The 18,472-nt window shown below is 61.1% G+C and carries 13 protein-coding genes; 9 read left to right on the forward strand and 4 right to left on the reverse strand.

Annotated features, from left to right (window positions below):
• Window positions 1–83 precede the first annotated feature (83 nt).
• Window positions 84–1,424, reverse strand: coding sequence for a substrate-binding domain-containing protein (locus GQ39_RS04350; RefSeq protein ID WP_047527606.1), 1,341 nt, complete (start codon window positions 1,422–1,424; stop codon window positions 84–86).
• 176 nt (window positions 1,425–1,600) lie between these two features.
• Window positions 1,601–2,413, reverse strand: a complete 813-nt coding sequence (gene xthA, locus GQ39_RS04355; RefSeq protein ID WP_047527608.1) for an exodeoxyribonuclease III — start codon at window positions 2,411–2,413, stop codon at window positions 1,601–1,603.
• Window positions 2,414–2,619: 206 nt separating this feature from the next.
• On the opposite strand from xthA, the gene GQ39_RS04360 reads away from it, so the two are divergent.
• From GQ39_RS04360 to GQ39_RS04390, 7 genes are all read left to right on the forward strand, one after another.
• Complete coding sequence (locus GQ39_RS04360) at window positions 2,620–3,270, forward strand: GNAT family N-acetyltransferase (protein ID WP_047538431.1); 651 nt, start codon at window positions 2,620–2,622, stop codon at window positions 3,268–3,270.
• 78 nt (window positions 3,271–3,348) lie between these two features.
• On the forward strand, window positions 3,349–5,076 hold the full coding sequence (locus tag GQ39_RS04365) for an autotransporter assembly complex protein TamA (protein ID WP_047527610.1): 1,728 nt from the start codon (window positions 3,349–3,351) through the stop codon (window positions 5,074–5,076).
• Window positions 5,073–8,741: a translocation/assembly module TamB domain-containing protein gene (locus tag GQ39_RS04370; protein ID WP_047527611.1), complete on the forward strand. Its 3,669-nt coding sequence runs from the start codon at window positions 5,073–5,075 to the stop codon at window positions 8,739–8,741. Before GQ39_RS04365 ends, GQ39_RS04370 begins: the two co-directional genes overlap by 4 nt.
• Window positions 8,742–8,933: 192 nt before the next feature.
• Entirely contained in the window at window positions 8,934–9,407 is a 474-nt protein-coding gene (locus tag GQ39_RS04375) for a MarR family winged helix-turn-helix transcriptional regulator (protein ID WP_047527612.1), read from the forward strand.
• Entirely contained in the window at window positions 9,404–10,873 is a 1,470-nt protein-coding gene (locus GQ39_RS04380; RefSeq protein ID WP_047527614.1) for an efflux transporter outer membrane subunit, read from the forward strand. Before GQ39_RS04375 ends, GQ39_RS04380 begins: the two co-directional genes overlap by 4 nt.
• A gap of 15 nt (window positions 10,874–10,888) precedes the next feature.
• Window positions 10,889–12,091, forward strand: coding sequence for an HlyD family secretion protein (locus tag GQ39_RS04385; RefSeq protein WP_047527616.1), 1,203 nt, complete (start codon window positions 10,889–10,891; stop codon window positions 12,089–12,091).
• A 126-nt stretch (window positions 12,092–12,217) separates the two neighbouring features.
• Window positions 12,218–13,750 carry a DHA2 family efflux MFS transporter permease subunit gene (locus tag GQ39_RS04390; protein ID WP_047527618.1) on the forward strand — a complete coding sequence of 511 codons (1,533 nt, stop codon included), beginning with the start codon at window positions 12,218–12,220 and terminating at the stop codon, window positions 13,748–13,750.
• Window positions 13,751–13,811: 61 nt separating this feature from the next.
• Here the strand turns inward: GQ39_RS04390 and lpxH are convergent, their stop codons facing one another.
• Together lpxH and GQ39_RS04400 are read right to left on the reverse strand one after the other, a co-directional pair.
• A complete protein-coding gene (gene lpxH, locus GQ39_RS04395; protein WP_047527620.1) occupies window positions 13,812–14,564 on the reverse strand; it encodes a UDP-2,3-diacylglucosamine diphosphatase in 753 nt (250 codons plus the stop codon).
• The gene (locus tag GQ39_RS04400) at window positions 14,561–15,064 is read right to left on the reverse strand and encodes a peptidylprolyl isomerase (protein WP_047527622.1); all 504 of its coding nucleotides are present in this window, start codon (window positions 15,062–15,064) and stop codon (window positions 14,561–14,563) included. Before GQ39_RS04400 ends, lpxH begins: the two co-directional genes overlap by 4 nt.
• A gap of 251 nt (window positions 15,065–15,315) precedes the next feature.
• Between GQ39_RS04400 and GQ39_RS04405 the strand changes: the two genes are divergently transcribed.
• Window positions 15,316–17,016 carry a glutamine--tRNA ligase/YqeY domain fusion protein gene (locus tag GQ39_RS04405; protein ID WP_047527624.1) on the forward strand — a complete coding sequence of 567 codons (1,701 nt, stop codon included), beginning with the start codon at window positions 15,316–15,318 and terminating at the stop codon, window positions 17,014–17,016.
• A 22-nt stretch (window positions 17,017–17,038) separates the two neighbouring features.
• Window positions 17,039–18,421, forward strand: coding sequence for a cysteine--tRNA ligase (gene cysS, locus GQ39_RS04410; protein WP_047527626.1), 1,383 nt, complete (start codon window positions 17,039–17,041; stop codon window positions 18,419–18,421).
• Window positions 18,422–18,472 lie beyond the last annotated feature (51 nt).

Below are 18,472 nucleotides of genomic sequence, written 5' to 3' on the forward strand. Positions count from 1 at the left end.
GGCTCCCACAGGTTTAGTGTGATCTTTGTGGGAGCGGGCTTGCCCGCGATGGCGTCGGCCCATTCAATACATCTACATCAAATTCAATACACCCAAACTTCAACCCGCCGATTCTTGATCCGCCCCTCATCGGCGCTATTGGCCGCCACAGGCATTTCGGCGCCAAACCCGCGAACGTCGCGCAGCACCACGCCACTTTTCACCAGTTCCCGCCGCACCGCCATGGCCCGCAGTTTTGACAGCAGGTCAGCGCGCGCCGGGTCGCTCTTGGCATCGCCAAACCCTACCAGTGTGACCTGCCGATCGGTTTTGCCGCGCTGCTTTATATAGTCGAGCACCCGTGACAGGTCCTGTCGCGCCTTGTTGTCCAGGCTGGCGCTGCCTTCTTCGAAGCGAAAGTTCACGGTCAGGCGCTGGGCGTGGCGACTGAGTCCCTGGTAGGCCTCGGGCATCAGTGCGTTGGGCGTGACGGTCATGGCCTGCACGGTCTGGGCGATAAACCCGTTGGCCGCGACAATCGCCTGGCCCTGGCTGCTTTGGGCGAACGTCACCAGCGCGTCGGCCCAGGGATTTTTCCCATTGGGCGGCAGGTAGAGGAACAAGCGGCGGGACAGGGGATAGTCTTCCGTGGCGATCAGGCTGTTGAGCGGCAGCATGGCCTGGGATTGGCCGTCGACAATCGCCACCGGTTTGGCCGAGCGCACGTACGGCAGGCCAATGAAGCCGATACCTTGTGGGTCGAGGCTGACCGCGTCCGACAATTGCTCGCTGGATTCGAAACGTTTCGCTGCACCGCTCAGGGTTTTCCCGCGACGGCTGAGGACCAGTTCCTTGAAGGTGTCGTAGGTGCCGGAGTGATCATCCCGCGCATACAGATGAATGGCCCCGCCACGGCCGCCGAGTTCTTCCCAGGTTTTGATCTCGCCACTGAAGAGGCGTGCCAGTTGCTCGGTATCGAGTTGGTTCAGCGGGTTTTGCGGGTGAAGGATAATGGCCAGGCCGTCGATGGCGATGACCTGCTCGGCGGCCGCGCTTTTCAGATCACCCAGGGATCGGAGGTCAACCAACTCGCTGTCCTTGATCGGGCGCGATGAAGCGGCCAGATCGGCCCTGCCGGCCTTCAGTGCGCTGAAGCCGGTGCTGGAGCCGTGGGCGGCGAGTTCGACTTCGACCCGGCGCCCTTGCGGGGTTTCACCGACTATTCGCAGTTCGTTGGCCTTGTCCGGGGCTTCGCTGTGCACCTTGAGCAACCCCTGTTCGCGCAACAGTCCTTCGACCAGCGCCGGACCGAGTGCCGCTCCGATGGTGTTGGAGCCCTGGATGCTGAGCATCGGGCCATGGTCCGGCACCGGCAAACTGTTGGCCGAGGTCATCAGCGGCAAGCAGGTGCACAGCATCAACAGGAATAAACCGCGCAGCGTCATGCCGGCACCTTGAATGGCTAAAGGAGGTGCCGGGAGATTAAGTCAGTAGGGTTTCAGAGAGATGACAGTTTTCCAGTGTAAGAGCGAGCCTGCTCGCGATGAGGGCCTGGCATTCAATATTCAGTTGGATGACAGTCCGCCATCGCGAGCAGGCGCGATCCCACAGGAGATTGTATTCAGCTCAATTCAAGCCAGATCGGCGCATGATCGGAGGGTTTTTCCATGCCGCGCAGTTCGTAGTCCACGCCGGCATCCTTGACCCGTGGCAACAGGCCATGGGACGCCATGATCAAGTCGATGCGCAGTCCACGCTTGGGCTCGTCTTCAAAACCGCGGCTGCGGTAGTCGAACCAGCTGAACATGTCGGTCACCTGCGGGTTCAGGTGACGGAAACTGTCCACCAGGCCCCAGTTTTTCAGGCGGGCCATCCACTCGCGTTCTTCCGGCAGGAAGCTGCATTTACCGGTTTTCAGCCAACGCTTCATGTTGTCCGGGCCGATCCCGATGTCACAGTCTTCCGGGGAAATGTTCACATCGCCCATGACCACCAACGGCTGGTCGTTACGGAACTGGCTTTCCAGCAACTGCTGCAGATCGCTGTAGAAGCGTTCCTTGGCCGGGAATTTGGTCGGGTGGTCGCGACTTTCGCCTTGAGGGAAATAGCCGTTCATGATGGTCACCGGCACGTCATTGGCGTCGGCGAACGTGCCCCAGATAAAGCGCCGCTGGGCATCTTCATCATCGGTGGCGAAGCCTTTGTGCAGCGCCAGCGGTTCTTTGCGCGACAGCAGGGCGACGCCGTAGTGACCTTTTTGTCCATGGAAATACACGTGGTAGCCCAGGGCTCTGACTTCATCGAGCGGAAATTGGTCGTCATGGACCTTGGTTTCCTGCAGCCCGATCACGTCGGGCTGGTGTTTGTCGATGAGCGCCGCCAGCTGATGGGGACGGGCACGCAGCCCGTTGATGTTGAAGGAGACGATCTTCATGGTCGGCAGTCCTGGCAAAAGGGCGATGCTAGCTGACATGTCGGCATCGGGCCAGTGTCGGGATGGAGTGGGTGCAGCCGGCTTTTGTATTGACTGACTGATCGGCGAGTCTGGTCTATACCTGTGAGGGGGAACTGTGTTGCCACCCAAAGGCTCCTACCAACAAGAGCACAGCCATTCGAGCTGTGCCGGGGAGAATGACCGTCATGCCCGAAACGTCCACCGCCATCGCCGATATTCACATGCTCGACAGGGGCTATTCCCGCGAAGCACGTTCCCTGTTGTACCAGGCTTACCGGCACGAGCCGACGTTCGGCTACCTGTTCGAAGCCGAGCGTCCCGGTTATGAACAGCGGGTGCGCGCCACGGTACGTGAGCTGGTCAAGCAACACTTTCTCCAGGATTTGCCGGCCATCGGCCTGCTGGTCAACGATCGCTTGATCGGCATCGCCCTGATCGCGCCGCCGCAACGGCGCCTGGGCATCACTGAAAGTTGGGCCTGGCGCCTGCGGATGGTGCTGAGCACCGGGTTTCGCTGCACCCGTCGCTACCTTGAATATCACGATGCGGTGATGGCTTGTGTGCCGTCCGACTCGGTGCATTTGCTGCCATTGCTGGGGATTCATCCGCAATTCCAGGGCAAGCACTTCGGCGAACAACTGCTGCAAGCGGTGCACAACTGGTGCGCGGTGGATGAACATTCTCAGGGCGTGGTGCTCGACACCGGCAATCCGCGTTATCTGGAGTTCTATAAGCGTCAGGGTTATGAGGAAATTGGTGAGGTCGCTGTAGGACCGATCCGCGAACACGTGTTTTTTCACGCCAATCCTCAAGTCGTACAAACCGCAACGGCCTGACCGTCGAACTTTTGGGGCGCACCGGGCTCTATCACGCTCCCATGTTCATCAAGCATGCTCGTGATAGCATCCGCGCCTATGAAGTTTCCAGGAAGAATTACCAGTGGCGTGCTGATGCTGATTTCCAGCTGCGCGGCACTGGCCCAAAGTGAATTGGATGTGCGGATCAAACCGTCCAACGATGAACTGAAAGCCAATATAGAGGGCTATGTCGGCAGTCTCGGCGATCGTGACGAGGAAGCCTTGCAGCGCTTCAGTCGGGGTGCCGAGGAACAGGCGCGCAAGGCCGCCCAGGCCTTGGGTTATTACCAGCCGCAGATCGACAGCGACGTGAAGGGCGGCAAGACACCACGCCTGATACTGAACATCGACCCCGGCGAACCGGTGCATCTGCGCAACGTCACCATCCGCATCGACGGCCCGGCCGCCTCGCTCAAATCCTTTCGTGTGCCCAATGACCATTCGCTGAAAACCGGTGCGGTGCTCAACCATGGCCATTATGAAGATGCCAAGCGGCTGATCCAGAACCAGGCCTCGCGCTATGGCTTTTTCAGCGGGCGTTTTACCCGTTCGACATTGTCGGTGGACCCGCGAGCCGGCGTGGCCGATATCGAGCTGGTCTATGACAGTGGTCCGCGTTACGCCCTGGGCAAGGTCAGTTTCGAAGGCGATACGCCCTTCGACGAAGACCTGCTGCAACGCATGGTGCCGTTCAAGGCAGGCGCGCCGTATGACTCCGAGCTGATTGCCGAACTCAACCAAGCCCTGCAATCGAGCGGTTATTTCGAGGGCGTGCGAGTGGACGCGGCGCCGACCGGGTCCAGGGACAACGTGATCCCGGTGGACGTCAGGCTCGAAACCCGCAAGCCGCGGACCATGGGCCTTGGCCTGGGGTACTCCACCGATGTCGGCCCGCGGATCAAAGCCAACTGGACGCGGCATTGGGTCAACCCGCAGGGGCACAGCTATGGCTGGGAAACCGAGGTCTCGGCGCCACGGCAAAACGTCGGGGTGTTCTATGACATTCCTCTGGACCCGCCACTGACGGACAAACTGCGTTTCGCCGGTGGTTATCAGAATGAAGAAATCGCGGACAGGGACAGCCTCAGCAAACTCCTGACCATCGGTCCCGAATGGCACAGCAAGTTGCCCAGTGGATGGCAACGGGTGGTGTCACTCAAGTGGCAACGCGAGGAGTACCGGCTCGGCGACGACTCGGGACTCAGTAACCTGCTGATGCCCGGCGTGAGCTATTCGTACCTCAAAAGCGATAACCGCATCGACCCGCACAATGGCTATCGCCTGCAATTCGAAAGCAAGGTGGCCAAGGAAGGTCTGGGGTCGGATAACAACCTGGTGTACGGCACGGCGCTGGTGAAGGGCTTGACCACGGTGTTCGACAAACACCGCTTCCTCGGTCGGGTGCAAGTCGGCGGCAGTGCCACCAACGGCTATAAGTCGGTTCCGCCATCGCTGCGCTTCTTCGCCGGTGGCGATCAGAGTGTGCGCGGCTACGACTATCAGAGCCTGTCCCCGGAAAACAATGAGGGTGACCGCATCGGGGGCCGCTACATGGTCGCCGCCAGCGCGGAGTATCAATATTCCATTGCCGAAAAATGGCGTGTCGCCACGTTCATCGACCAGGGCAATTCCTTCAATACACTTGAACTGCCGAATCTGAAGACCGGTGTCGGTATCGGTGTGCGCTGGGTATCACCAGTGGGGCCGATCCGCCTCGACCTGGCCCACGCGCTGGACGACGATGGCGGCATTCGACTGCACTTTTCCATGGGGCCCGAGTTGTGAAGCGTGGTTTGAACCTATCGCTGCTGGCGATCCTGACGCTGCTGATGCTGGTCGCCCTGACCCTGGCCACGGTGCTGGGCACGGCGGCGGGCAGCCGGTGGGCGCTTGGCTTTGTGCCGAGTTTGACCCTGGACAACTTCCAGGGGCGGCTGGGCGGGCAATGGAGCGCCGATCGCGTTGTGTGGCAGCAAGACGCCAGCCAGGTCGAACTGAGCAAGGTGATTTTTGCCTGGTCGCCGCTGTGCCTGACGCGCATGACCTTGTGCATCGAACAATTGAAGGCTGATCAGGTCAGCCTGCAATTCCCGCCGGGCGGTGAAGAACAAAGCAGCGGGCCGATCAGCCTGCCGGATTTGAAATTACCGGTGGCGCTGGAGCTGGGTGACGTGCAGGTCGGCAGCTTGCGGTTCAACGGCAGCGAGCAGCTCAAGGGCCTGCAACTGACGGCGCACTGGACCGAGAAGGGGATGCAGATCGACTCGGTAAAACTGCAGCGGGACGATCTGAACCTGAATTTGACCGGGCAGCTGCAACCGGGCGGCAACTGGCCGCTCAGCGCTGAGGGGCAATTGACCCTGTCGCCCCCCGCGCCCTGGACGCTGGCCCTGAAAATCGACGGTGATTTGCTCAAGACCCTCAACCTGAAAGCCGACAGCAGCGGATACCTCAACGGCCAACTGACCGGCCAACTGCAACCGCTGGTGGAGAACCTGCCGGCCAAGGTGCGCATCATCGCTGACGGTTTCAAGCCCGGCGCCGATCTGCCGGACACCTTGCAACTCAATCAACTTGAACTCACGGGTGACGGCGACCTGAAAAACGGCTACGCGCTGCTCGGCAAGGCCACGTTACCGGCCGAACAAGGGCCTGTTGCGCTGGTGCTGCAAGGCAAGGTCGACGCCAATGGCGCGCAGATCGCCGCGCTGGACCTGACGGCCAGCGACAAGCAACACCTAAAACTTACGGGGCAAGTCGACTGGGGCAAAGGCCTGAGTGCCGAGGCGAAAATCGATTGGCTGGACTTTCCGTGGCACCGCCTCTATCCGCTGATCGATGAGCCGCAAGTGGCTCTGCGCAGCTTCAATGGCGAAGTTTCCTACACGGACGGTCAGTACCTCGGCCACTTCAACGCCGCGCTGGACGGTCCGGCCGGGGCGTTCAGCCTGACCAGTCCGTTCGCGGGTGACCTGACGAAAATCTACCTGCAACAGATTCAGCTCGCGGCCGGCCAGGGCAAGGCTGAAGGGCATCTGAACCTGCAGTTCGCCAATGGCATCGCCTGGGATACCGCGCTGGATTTGTCGGCGATCAACCCGGCGTACTGGGTGGCGGAATTGCCCGGCACCCTGGCCGGCCCGTTGCGCAGCCAAGGGGAAATCAAGGATGAAAAACTCAGCCTGAGCGCCGACCTTGATCTGAAAGGCAAACTGCGTGGCCAGCCTGCGGTGATCCAGGCCAAGGCCAATGGCGGCGGCGAGCAGTGGAACCTCGATGCGCTGCAGATACGCCTGGGCGACAACAGCATCAACGGCAAGGGCAGCCTGCAACAGAAGCTCGCCGGGCAGATCGATATCAAGCTGCCGCGTCTGGCCCAGCTCTGGCCGCAATTGCGCGGTCAGCTCAATGGCCGGATTGATGTCGCCGGCACGCTCAAGGCCCCCCAAGGCAAGCTAGGTCTGCAAGGCAACCAGCTGGCGTTCGCCGACAATCGGCTGCAAAGCCTGAACCTGGACGCCACCCTCGACAGCGCGCAACGGGCGAAAATCGACCTCAAGGGCAGCGGGATCCAGGCCGGCGACACCTCTCTCGGCACCCTGACCGCCAGTGGGCAGGGCGATATCAAAAGCCAGAAACTGACCCTCGACCTGCAAGGGCCGAAGCTGAAGCTGGCCCTGGGTCTCGACGGCAGCCTGGACAACGGCAACTGGCGCGGACGCCTGGCCAGTGGCGATATCCAGGCCGGTGGCCAGGACTGGAGGCTGCAAGGCCCGGCAAAACTGGAGCGGCTGGCGGACGGCAAGATCAACTTCGGCGCCCATTGCTGGCAGTCCGGCCCGGCCAGTTTGTGCGGCGAAGACCAGCGTCTGATGCCTGATCCGAAACTGCGCTATCACCTCAAGCAGTTCCCTATCGAAAGCCTCGCGCAGTGGTTGCCGAAAGACTTTGCCTGGCAGGGCCGACTCAACGCCGACGTGCAACTGGATCTTCCCGCCAGCGGCCCGAACGGCCAGGTCAGCCTCGACGCCAGCGGTGGCGTCTTGCGCATGCGCGAGAAAGACCAGTGGCTGGACTTTCCGTACCAGGCCCTGAAGCTCACCAGCAAATTCACGCCCAAACGTATCGACACCGACCTCAACTTCGTCGGCGGCAAGCTCGGCGAACTGATGGTGCAGGCGCAGATCAACCCGCTGCCCAAGAACAAACCCCTGAGCGGTTCATTCCGCTTGAGTGGCCTGGACCTGTCGGTGGCGCGACCGTTTGTGCCCATGGTCGAAAAGCTGACTGGCCGTTTGAACGGCAGCGGCACGATTTCCGGTGGGCTGCTGGCGCCCCAGGTCAATGGCAATCTGTTGCTCAGCGATGGCCAGGTTTCCGGGCCGGAACTGCCACTGGAGATTGAGGCGTTGCAACTTCAGGCCGTCATCGCCGGCGAAACCGTGCAATTGAACGGTGGCTGGAAAAGCGGCAAGACCGGGCAGGGCAGTTTGAGCGGCAGCGTTGCCTGGGGTCAGGCTCTGGTGGTGGACCTGGCGCTCAAGGGCTCACAGTTGCCGGTCACCGTTGAGCCCTACGCCAAGCTGGAAGTGGCGCCGGACCTGAAGATCTCGATCAAGGACGACAAGCTCGCGGTTTCCGGGAAAGTGCAGGTGCCCAAGGGCGAAATCACCATTCGCGAGCTGCCGCCATCGACGGTCAAAGTCTCCGGTGACACGGTGATCGTCGGCCAGCAGACCGAACAGGGCAAGCCGCCGATGGCCACGCTGATGGACATCGATGTGGTGGTCGGCGAGGACAAACTGAGCTTCGCCGGGTTTGGCCTCACGGCCAATCTGCAAGGTCATGTGCACATCGGCGACAACATGGACACCCGGGGTGAACTCTGGCTCAACGACGGCCGCTATCGCGCCTACGGTCAGCGGTTGACCGTGCGTCGTGCGCGTTTACTGTTTGCTGGGCCGATCGATCAGCCTTACCTCGACATCGAAGCCATTCGCAAGACCGACGACGTGATCGCCGGCATTCGCTTGAGCGGCAGCGCCGAGCAGCCGACCACGCAGATTTTTTCCGAGCCGGCCATGAGTCAGGAGCAGGCGCTGTCCTACCTGGTGCTGGGCCGTCCGCTGAGCAGCAACGGCGAGGACAACAACATGCTCGCCCAGGCGGCCCTCGGCTTGGGGCTGATGGGCAGTTCCGGGGTCACTAGCGGGCTGGCCAAGAACCTGGGTATTCAGGACTTCCAGCTCGACACCCAGGGCAGCGGCAACACCACCAGCGTGGTGGCGAGTGGCAACCTTTCCGAGAAGCTCAGCCTGCGCTATGGCGTGGGCGTGTTCGAACCGGCGAACACCATTGCCTTGCGTTACAAACTGAGCAAAAAGGTCTACCTCGAAGCCGCTGGCGGCGTGGCCAGTTCGCTGGACATCTTCTACAAGCGGGATTTCTAGGTCCCGTTTTCTCCAAAACCTGCTCTCAACCTTCGCTGGCTTGCCAGCGAAGGCGTCACCGCGTTCGCCGTTAATATCCGACGCCGTTAGTCAACTAATTACAAAGCATGCTAACTATTGCGTTGACATTCGCTGCCTAAGCAGTAACATCTCGACATACATTCACTGCCTAGGCAGCTAACTGGTGTTCAGATGAAACATTTCACCCCAGACGATTTCCACAATTGCCACCTTGGCCTGTTGCTCGGTCGCGCCGCGCTGCTCAAGGACCGGATCATCGACACCCACATGGAGCCCCACGGCATCACCGCGGCGCAGTTCAAGGTGCTGATCATCATGGCCCAGTTCGGCGTCGATACCCCGGCCGAGCTGTGCCGGCACCTGTCGCTGGACAGCGGTTCGATGACCCGAATGCTCGATCGTCTGGAACAGAAAGGTTTCCTTGCCCGCCAACGCTGCGAAGCCGATCGCCGGCAGGTTCAACTGGTACTGACCGAAGAGGGCGAGAAACTGGCCGCTCTGTTGCCGCACATCGGTGCCGAAGCCATGAACGAACTGGCGGGCGGCATCACCCCTGAAGAGTTGAACACGCTGGAACAGATCCTGAAGAAAATCCTGGTGGCAGCCGGTGACGCGATCACCTTGCTGCGGGTAGGTGACAAATGAGCAGCAAAACCCTGCGTACCGGTTTGAGCCTGGTGCTGTTGGCCATGACCCTCGCCGGTTGTGCCAATTACAGCGGCCTGAATACCGAAGGTGTCAGCCTCGAGGCGAAAAACCTCAAGGCCGGGCAATCCCTCAGCGGCGTGAAGCTTTCGCCGGCGGCCTGGCCGAAGAGCGACTGGTGGACAAGCCTCGGCGACCCTCAGCTCGACGGCCTGATTCGCGAAGCCCTGCACGACAGCCCTGACATGCAGATCGCCGACGCCCGTGCCCATCAGGCCAGCGCCGCCGCATACGCCGCCGATGCCGCGCGGATGCCGACTATCGATGCCAGCGCCGGCGTGACCCGTTCGCGTCTGGCCCGTGATCAAGACCCGAGCGGGCAGGGCGACAACTACTCCACCCTGCGTAACATCGGCGCCAGTTTCAATTACAATTTCGACCTCTGGGGTGGCCAGCGCGATGCCTGGGAAGCCGCATTGGGCCAGGCCCGTGCCGCTGAAATCGATCAGCAGGCCGCACAGTTGACCTTGTCCGCCGACGTGGCCCGCGCGTACAGCGATCTGGGGCAGGCGCACATCGTCTATGACCTGTCCGCCGAAGACCTCAAGCGCACCCGGCAGATGCTCGATTTGAGCCAGCGCCGCCTGAGCGCCGGGATCGACAGTCAGTACCAGTTCCAGCAGACCGAAAGCCTGGAGGCCACCTCTGAGGCGAACCTGATTGACGCCGAGAAACGCCTGCAAAGCGCCAAAATCGCCCTGGCCGTGCTGCTGGGCAAGGGCCCGGATCGCGGTAACGAGATCGCCCGGCCGAAAGTCCTTCAGGCCAGCGCCGTGGCGTTGCCATCGGTGCTGCCGGCCGAGTTGCTCGGTCGTCGTCCGGACCTGGTGGCGGCGCGCTGGCGGGTTGAGGCAGCCAGTAAAAACATCGACGCTGGCAAAACCCAGTTTTATCCCAACTTGAACCTGAGTGCGGCGGCCGGTGCCCAATCGTTGTTGGGTGACGCGATGTTCGGTTCGGCCAGTCGTTTCTTCAACGTCGGGCCAACGATTTCACTGCCGATCTTCGATGGCGGCCGCCTGCGCGCCGACCTCGACTCCCGCGACGCCGATTACGACCTCGCCGTGGCGCAGTACAACAAAAGCCTGGTGAAGGCGTTGGGGGATGTCAGCGACAGCATCAACCAGTTGCGTGACATCGGCCGGCAAATCGCCGCCCAACAACACGCCACTGACATCGCCCAGGACTCTTACAACACCGTGGTCCAGCGGTACGGTTCCGGCATCGGTAACTATCTGGACGTGCTCAGCATCGAGCAGCAACTGCTCCAGGCCCAGCGGCAGCTGGCCAACCTGAACGCCGAGCAGATCGACTTGTCGATCCAACTGATGCAGGCGCTGGGTGGCGGGTTTACGCCCGACACCATCGCTTCAGCCAACACATCGCCAGCCACGCTGAGCCACTAATTCAAGGTATTTGCCATGGCCACTGCCGATACAACTCAAACTGCTGAAAACACTCCAGGCAATCCCAACTCGGGCAAGCGCAAGTTCATGCTGCTGATCCTCGCGGTGGCGGTGGCGCTGAGCGGCGCGGGCGTCTGGGCCTACCACGAGTTTTACGGTCGCTGGAGCGAAAGCACCGACGACGCCTACGTGAATGGCAACGTGGTGGAAATCACTCCGCTGGTGACCGGCACCGTGGTCAGCATCGGTGCCGATGATGGCGATCTGGTCCACGAAGGCCAGGTGTTGGTGAACTTCGACCCGAACGATGCCGAAATCGGTTTGCAAAGTGCCCAGGCCAATCTGGCCCGTACCGTGCGTCAGGTGCGCGGCCTGTATAGCAACGTCGACGGCCAGAAAGCCCAGGTCAATGCCCAGCAGGCAGAAGTGCAGAAAGCGCAGGACAACTTCAATCGCCGCAAGAACCTCGCTGCGGGCGGGGCGATTTCCCAGGAGGAACTGTCCCACGCCCGTGATGACCTGACCTCGGCGCAAAACGCTCTGGCCGACGCCAGGCAGCGACTCAAAACCACCAGTGCCCTGGTGGATGACACCGTGGTGTCGTCGCATCCGGACGTGATGGCCGCCGCCGCGCAATTGCGCCAGGCGTACCTGAACAATTCGCGCAGCACCTTGATCGCGCCAGTCACCGGTTACGTGGCCAAGCGCACCGTGCAGCTTGGCCAGCGTGTGCAGCCGGGCACGGCGCTGATGGCGGTGATCCCGCTGGATCAGTTGTGGATCGACGCCAACTTCAAGGAAACCCAGTTGCGTGACATGCGCATCGGCCAGCCAGTGGAAATCGAAACCGACCTTTACGGCAGTGCTGTGAAATACAGCGGCACCATCGACAGCCTTGGCGCCGGTACTGGCAGCGCGTTCGCCCTGTTGCCCGCACAGAACGCCACCGGTAACTGGATCAAGATCGTGCAGCGTGTGCCGGTGCGGATTCACGTCAACGCCGATGAGCTGGCCAGGCACCCGCTGCGGGTCGGCCTGTCGACCGTGGTCGATGTGAACCTGCATGACCAGAGTGGCCCGGTGCTGGCGCAACAGCCACCGCAAAAGGCCTCGTTCAGCACCAACATCTATGACCGTCAGTTGGCCGAGGCCGACGCGATGATTACTCAACTGATCCACGACAACAGCGCGGCAGTCAGCAAAACCGCGCAACGCTGATTCGCCTATGTGCAGCACGCCGCCCCTCTGTGGGAGCGAGCAAGCTCGCTCCCACAGGGTCAGCTGCGTCTGTAACAGGCGCAGCGCCAATCCCGCTGCAAAAAATTCAGCTCCAAAGGATTCGCGATGAGCAATAACGCGTCTTTCACGCCCCCCAGCCTGGTGCTCAGCACCATCGGCCTGTCGCTGGCGACCTTTATGCAGGTGCTCGACACCACCATCGCCAACGTGGCGCTGCCGACGATTTCCGGCAACCTTGGGGTGAGTTCGGAGCAAGGCACCTGGGTCATCACTTCGTTTGCTGTCAGCAACGCCATTGCCTTGCCGCTGACCGGCTGGCTCAGTCGGCGTTTCGGTGAGGTGAAGTTGTTTGTCTGGGCGACGTTGCTGTTCGTGCTCGCTTCGTTCCTGTGCGGGGTTTCCACCTCCATGCCGGAGCTGGTGGGCTTTCGCGTTCTGCAAGGCGTGGTGGCGGGGCCGTTGTATCCGATGACCCAGACACTGCTGATTGCGGTTTACCCTCCGGCGAAACGGGGGATGGCGCTGGCGCTGTTGGCGATGGTCACGGTGGTGGCACCGATTGCCGGGCCGATCCTCGGCGGCTGGATCACCGACAGTTACAGCTGGCCGTGGATTTTCTTCATCAACGTGCCGATCGGTTTGTTCGCCGCTTGGGTGGTCACCCAGCAGATGAAGAAGCGTCCGGTGGTCACCAGCCGCCAACCCATGGACTACGTGGGACTGATCGCGTTGATCGTCGGCGTCGGCGCATTGCAGATCGTCCTCGACAAGGGCAACGACGCCGATTGGTTCGAGTCCAGTTTCATCATTATCGGCTCGGTGATTTCCGTGGTCGCCCTGGCGTTTTTCGTGATCTGGGAAATGACTGATGAGCACCCGGTGGTGAACTTGCGGCTGTTCGCCCACCGCAACTTCCGCTTTGGCACCATCGTGTTGGTTCTGGGCTATGCCGGATTTTTCGGGATCAACCTGATCCTGCCGCAATGGTTGCAGACCCGCTTGGGCTACACCGCGACCTGGGCCGGTTTTGCCGTGGCGCCGTTGGGCATTCTGCCGGTGCTGCTGTCGCCTTTCGTCGGTAAATACGCGCCGCGATTCGACATGCGGGTGCTGGCGGGCGGGGCATTCCTGGCCATCGGTCTGAGTTGTTTCATGCGCGCCGGCTTCACCAATGAGGTGGATTTCCAGCACATCGCCCTGGTGCAGCTGTTCATGGGTATTGGCGTGGCACTGTTCTTCATGCCGACCCTGACCATCCTGCTGTCGGACCTGCCGCCCAGCCAGATTGCCGACGGCTCGGGCCTGGCGACGTTCCTGCGTACGCTGGGCGGTAGTTTCGCGGCGTCGTTGACCACCTGGATCTGGATCCGCCGCGCCGACCAGCACCATGCCTACCTGACGGAAAGCATCACTCCGTTCGACCCGGCCACCCGCGAGGCGTTGCATCAATTGGGCGGGGCAGGGGCCAAGGCTTATACGCAGCTGGATCAGATGGTGATCAGCCAGGCATACATCATGTCCACGGTGGACTATTTCACGCTGCTGGGCTGGATGTTCATGGGGTTGATCCTGATCGTGTGGCTGGCCAAGCCCCCCTTTACCGCCAAGGCCGGGCCGGCGGCCTCTGCCGGACATTGATACAAGCACAATCCCTGTAGGAGCGAGCAGGCTCGCTCCTACAGGTTTTTTGTTGGGCAATTTAGTTGGCGGGGGCAGCCAATTGCGGCGGCGGGGCGAAATCGAACGGTGCCAACGCAAACCCGTGATCATCCACTTGCAACGCCCACCCCTGGCGATCCCAATCCCCCAAGACAATGCGCCGGGCGGCTTGATCGCCCAGTTGCAGCTTGTGCACGGCGGGGCGATGGGTGTGGCCGTGAATCAGGGTTTTCACCCCGTATTCCTGCATGATCCGCGGAATTTCTTCGGGGGTGACGTCAACGATGTCGTTGGCCTTCATCCGCGTTTGCGCACGGCTTTCACTGCGCAGCTTGCGCGCCAGTTTATGCCGCGTGCGCAGCGGCAGATGCCGCAGGATGAACAACGTGACGGGGTTGCGCAGGTAGCGACGCAGCTTCATATAGGCTTCGTCGCGGGTGCAGAGGCTGTCGCCGTGCATCAATAGCACCGGCTCGCCTGCCAGTTGCACGACACTCGGATCCTTCAGCAAGGTGCAGCCGGCCTGTTTGCAAAAGGCCTGGCCGAGCATGAAGTCGCGATTGCCGTGCATCAGAAAAATGGCCGTGCCGCTGTCGCTGAGGTCGCGCAGGGCCTGGCAGATGGAGCGCTGGAACGGCGTCATGGCATCGTCGCCAATCCACGCCTCGAAAAAGTCGCCCAGAATGTACAGCGCACTCGCCGAGCGGGCGCGTCCGGCGAGCAAATCCAGAAACGCCCGGGTGATGTCCGGGCGCTCCTCTTCCAGATGCAAGTCTGAAATCAGCAATATCACTCAATGATCTCGGCTTTCTCGATGATCACGTCGTCTGCTGGTACGTCCTGGTGGCCGGCCTTCATAGTGGTGGAAACACCCTTGATCTTGTCGACAATGTCGGTGCCTGCAACGACTTTGCCGAACACGGCGTAGCCCCAGCCCTGAGTGGTCTTGGCGCTGTGGTTCAGGAAGCTGTTGTCAGCCACGTTGATGAAGAACTGGGCGGAAGCCGAATGCGGCTCCATGGTGCGCGCCATGGCCACGCTGTACTTCTCGTTCGGCAGACCGTTGTCGGCTTCGTTCTGGATGCTTGGGCGCTTGTCTTTCTTTTCTTTCATGCCAGGCTCGAAACCGCCGCCCTGGATCATGAAATTACCGATGACGCGGTGGAAAACAGTGTTTTCGTAGTGACCGGCTTTGACGTATTCGACGAAGTTGGCCACGGTGATCGGGGCTTTCTCGGCGTTCAGTTCCAGGACGATGTCGCCATGGTTGGTGGTCAGTTTGACTTGGGTCATGATTACTACTCATTCAGGGAATTCGTGGGTTTCGGGACATTGCGGTCCCTTCACCGGTTCAGCCGTTTTCGGCCAAGGTGCCCAGTTTAGCGTGCCAGACGCGAATTTCGAGGCTGTTTTTCATTTACGCCCCATTAAATGCGACCGTTTGCAGGCCTGCTCTGTCAGCTGCTTGACGGCATCGGCTATGATAGCGGCTTTGTTTTGTCCGGCCTTTATTACGGCCACGCACTTGTACGTTCAAGGATCCTATGAGCAAGCCCACTGTCGACCCTACCTCGAATGCCAAGACCGGCCCTGCTGTGCCGGTCAATTTCCTGCGGCCGATCATCCAGGCAGACCTGGACTCGGGCAAGCACACGCAGATCGTCACGCGTTTCCCGCCTGAGCCCAACGGCTACCTGCACATCGGTCACGCCAAGTCGATCTGCGTGAACTTCGGCCTGGCCCAGGAGTTCGGCGGCGTCACGCACCTGCGTTTCGACGACACCAACCCGGCCAAGGAAGACCAGGAATACATCGACGCAATCGAAAGCGACGTCAAATGGCTGGGCTTCGAATGGTCCGGTGAAGTGCGCTATGCCTCGCAGTATTTCGACCAGTTGCACGGCTGGGCCGTCGAGCTGATCAAGGCCGGCAAGGCCTATGTCGACGACCTGACCCCTGAGCAAGCCAAGGAATACCGTGGCAGCCTGACCGAGCCAGGCCGCAACAGCCCGTTCCGCGACCGCAGCGTCGAAGAGAACCTGGACTGGTTCGCCCGCATGCGCGCCGGCGAATTCCCGGACGGTGCACGTGTGCTGCGAGCGAAGATCGACATGGCCTCGCCGAACATGAACCTGCGCGACCCGATCATGTATCGCATCCGTCATGCCCACCACCACCAGACCGGTGACAAGTGGTGCATCTACCCGAACTACGACTTCACCCACGGTCAGTCGGACGCCATCGAAGGCATCACCCACTCGATCTGCACCCTGGAGTTCGAAAGCCACCGTCCGCTGTACGAGTGGTTCCTCGAGAACCTGCCCGTGCCGGCCAACCCGCGCCAGTACGAGTTCAGCCGCCTGAACCTGAACTACACCATCACCAGCAAGCGCAAGCTCAAGCAGCTTGTCGACGAGAAACACGTCAACGGCTGGGATGACCCGCGCATGTCTACGCTGTCGGGCTTCCGCCGTCGCGGCTACACCCCGGCATCGATCCGCAACTTCTGCGAGATGATCGGCACCAACCGCTCCGACGGTGTGGTCGATTACGGCATGCTCGAGTTCAGCATCCGTCAGGACCTCGACGCGAACGCCCCGCGTGCCATGTGCGTGCTGCGTCCGTTGAAGGTCGTGATCACCAACTACCCGGAAGACAAGGTCGACAACCTCGAACTGCCGCGTCATCCGCAGAAAGAAGAGCTCGGCGTGCGCAAGCTGCCATTCGCCCGTGAGATCTACATCGATCGTGATGATTTCATGGAAGAACCGCCAAAAGGCTACAAGCGCCTGGAGCCAAACGGCGAAGTGCGCCTGCGCGGCAGCTACGTGATCCGTGCCGACGAAGCGATCAAGGACGCCGACGGCAACATCGTCGAGCTGCGTTGCTCGTACGACCCGGACACCCTGGGCAAGAACCCCGAAGGCCGCAAGGTCAAGGGCGTGGTCCACTGGGTGCCGGCCGCTGCCAGCGTCGAGTGTGAAGTACGTCTGTACGATCGTCTGTTCCGCTCTCCGAACCCGGAGAAGGCCGAAGACAGCGCGAGTTTCCTGGACAACATCAACCCTGACTCACTGCAAGTGCTGACCGGTTGTCGTGCTGAACCCTCGCTGGGCAATGCACAGCCGGAAGACCGTTTCCAGTTCGAGCGCGAAGGTTACTTCGTTGCCGATATCAAGGATTCGAAACCAGGTCAGCCGGTATTCAACCGTACCGTGACCCTGCGTGATTCGTGGGGCCAGTGATTCTGCGTCAAGGAAATTTAAAGTGCTGACGATCTACAACACGCTCACCAAGAGCAAAGAAGTCTTCAAGCCGCTGGATGGCAACAATGTGCGCATGTACGTCTGCGGGATGACCGTGTATGACTACTGCCACATAGGCCACGGCCGCAGCATGGTCGCGTTCGACCTGGTGACCCGCTGGTTGCGGTTCAGCGGTTACAACCTGACCTATGTGCGCAACATCACCGACATCGAAGACAAGATCATCAATCGTGCCCGCGAGAACGGCGAGCCGTATGACGCGCTGACCGAGCGCATGATCGCCGCAATGCACGAGGACGAGGCGCGCCTCAACATCCTCAAACCGGACATGGAGCCACGTGCCACGGATCACATCCCGGGCATGCTGTCGATGATCCAGACCCTGATCGACAAGGGTTACGCCTACGCCCCGGGCAATGGCGACGTGTACTACCGCGTCGCGAAGTTCATGGGTTACGGCAAGCTGTCGCGCAAGAAGGTCGAGGACCTGCGCATCGGTGCGCGGATCGAGGTCGACGAAGCGAAGGAAGATCCGCTGGACTTCGTGCTGTGGAAAGGCGTCAAGCCGGGCGAGCCGAGCTGGGAATCGCCGTGGGGCGCCGGGCGTCCGGGCTGGCACATCGAGTGCTCGGTGATGTCCACCTGCTGCCTCGGTGAGACCTTCGACATTCATGGCGGCGGCAGTGACCTCGAGTTCCCGCACCATGAAAACGAAATCGCCCAGAGCGAAGCGGCCACCGGCAAGACCTACGCCAACGCGTGGATGCATTGCGGCATGATCCGCATCAATGGCGAGAAGATGTCCAAGTCCTTGAACAACTTCTTCACCATTCGCGACGTGCTTGCCAAGTACCACCCGGAAGTCGTGCGTTACCTGCTGGTGTCGAGCCACTACCGCAGCGCGATCAACTACTCGGAAGACAACCTCAAGGACGCCAAAGGCGCACTGGAGCGTTTCTACCACGCGTTGAAAGGCCTGCCGAGCGTGGCTCCGGCTGGCGGCGAAGCGTTCGTCGAGCGCTTCACCACGGTGATGAACGACGACTTCGGCACGCCTGAAGCCTGTGCGGTGTTGTTCGAGATGGTGCGCGAGATCAACCGCCTGCGCGAGACCGATCTCGATGCGGCGGCCGGTCTGGCGGCGCGCCTTAAAGAACTGGCCAGCGTGCTGGGTGTGTTGCAGCTTGAGGCCGACGACTTCCTGCAGGCCGGTGCCGAAGGGCGCGTGGATGCCGCTGAAGTGGAGGCGCTGATTGCTGCGCGTCTGGCGGCACGTGCCGGGAAAGACTGGGCCGAATCCGACCGCATCCGCGACCAGCTCACCGCCATGGGCGTGGTGCTGGAAGACGGCAAGGGTGGGACGACCTGGCGTCTGGCTGACTGATTGCTTGATCCGTAAAAAACAAAACCCGCCTTGTGCGGGTTTTGTTTTTTT

Origin of the sequence: Pseudomonas sp. 11/12A (assembly GCF_000800055.1) — a bacterium.
Taxonomy (GTDB): domain Bacteria; phylum Pseudomonadota; class Gammaproteobacteria; order Pseudomonadales; family Pseudomonadaceae; genus Aquipseudomonas; species Aquipseudomonas mohnii.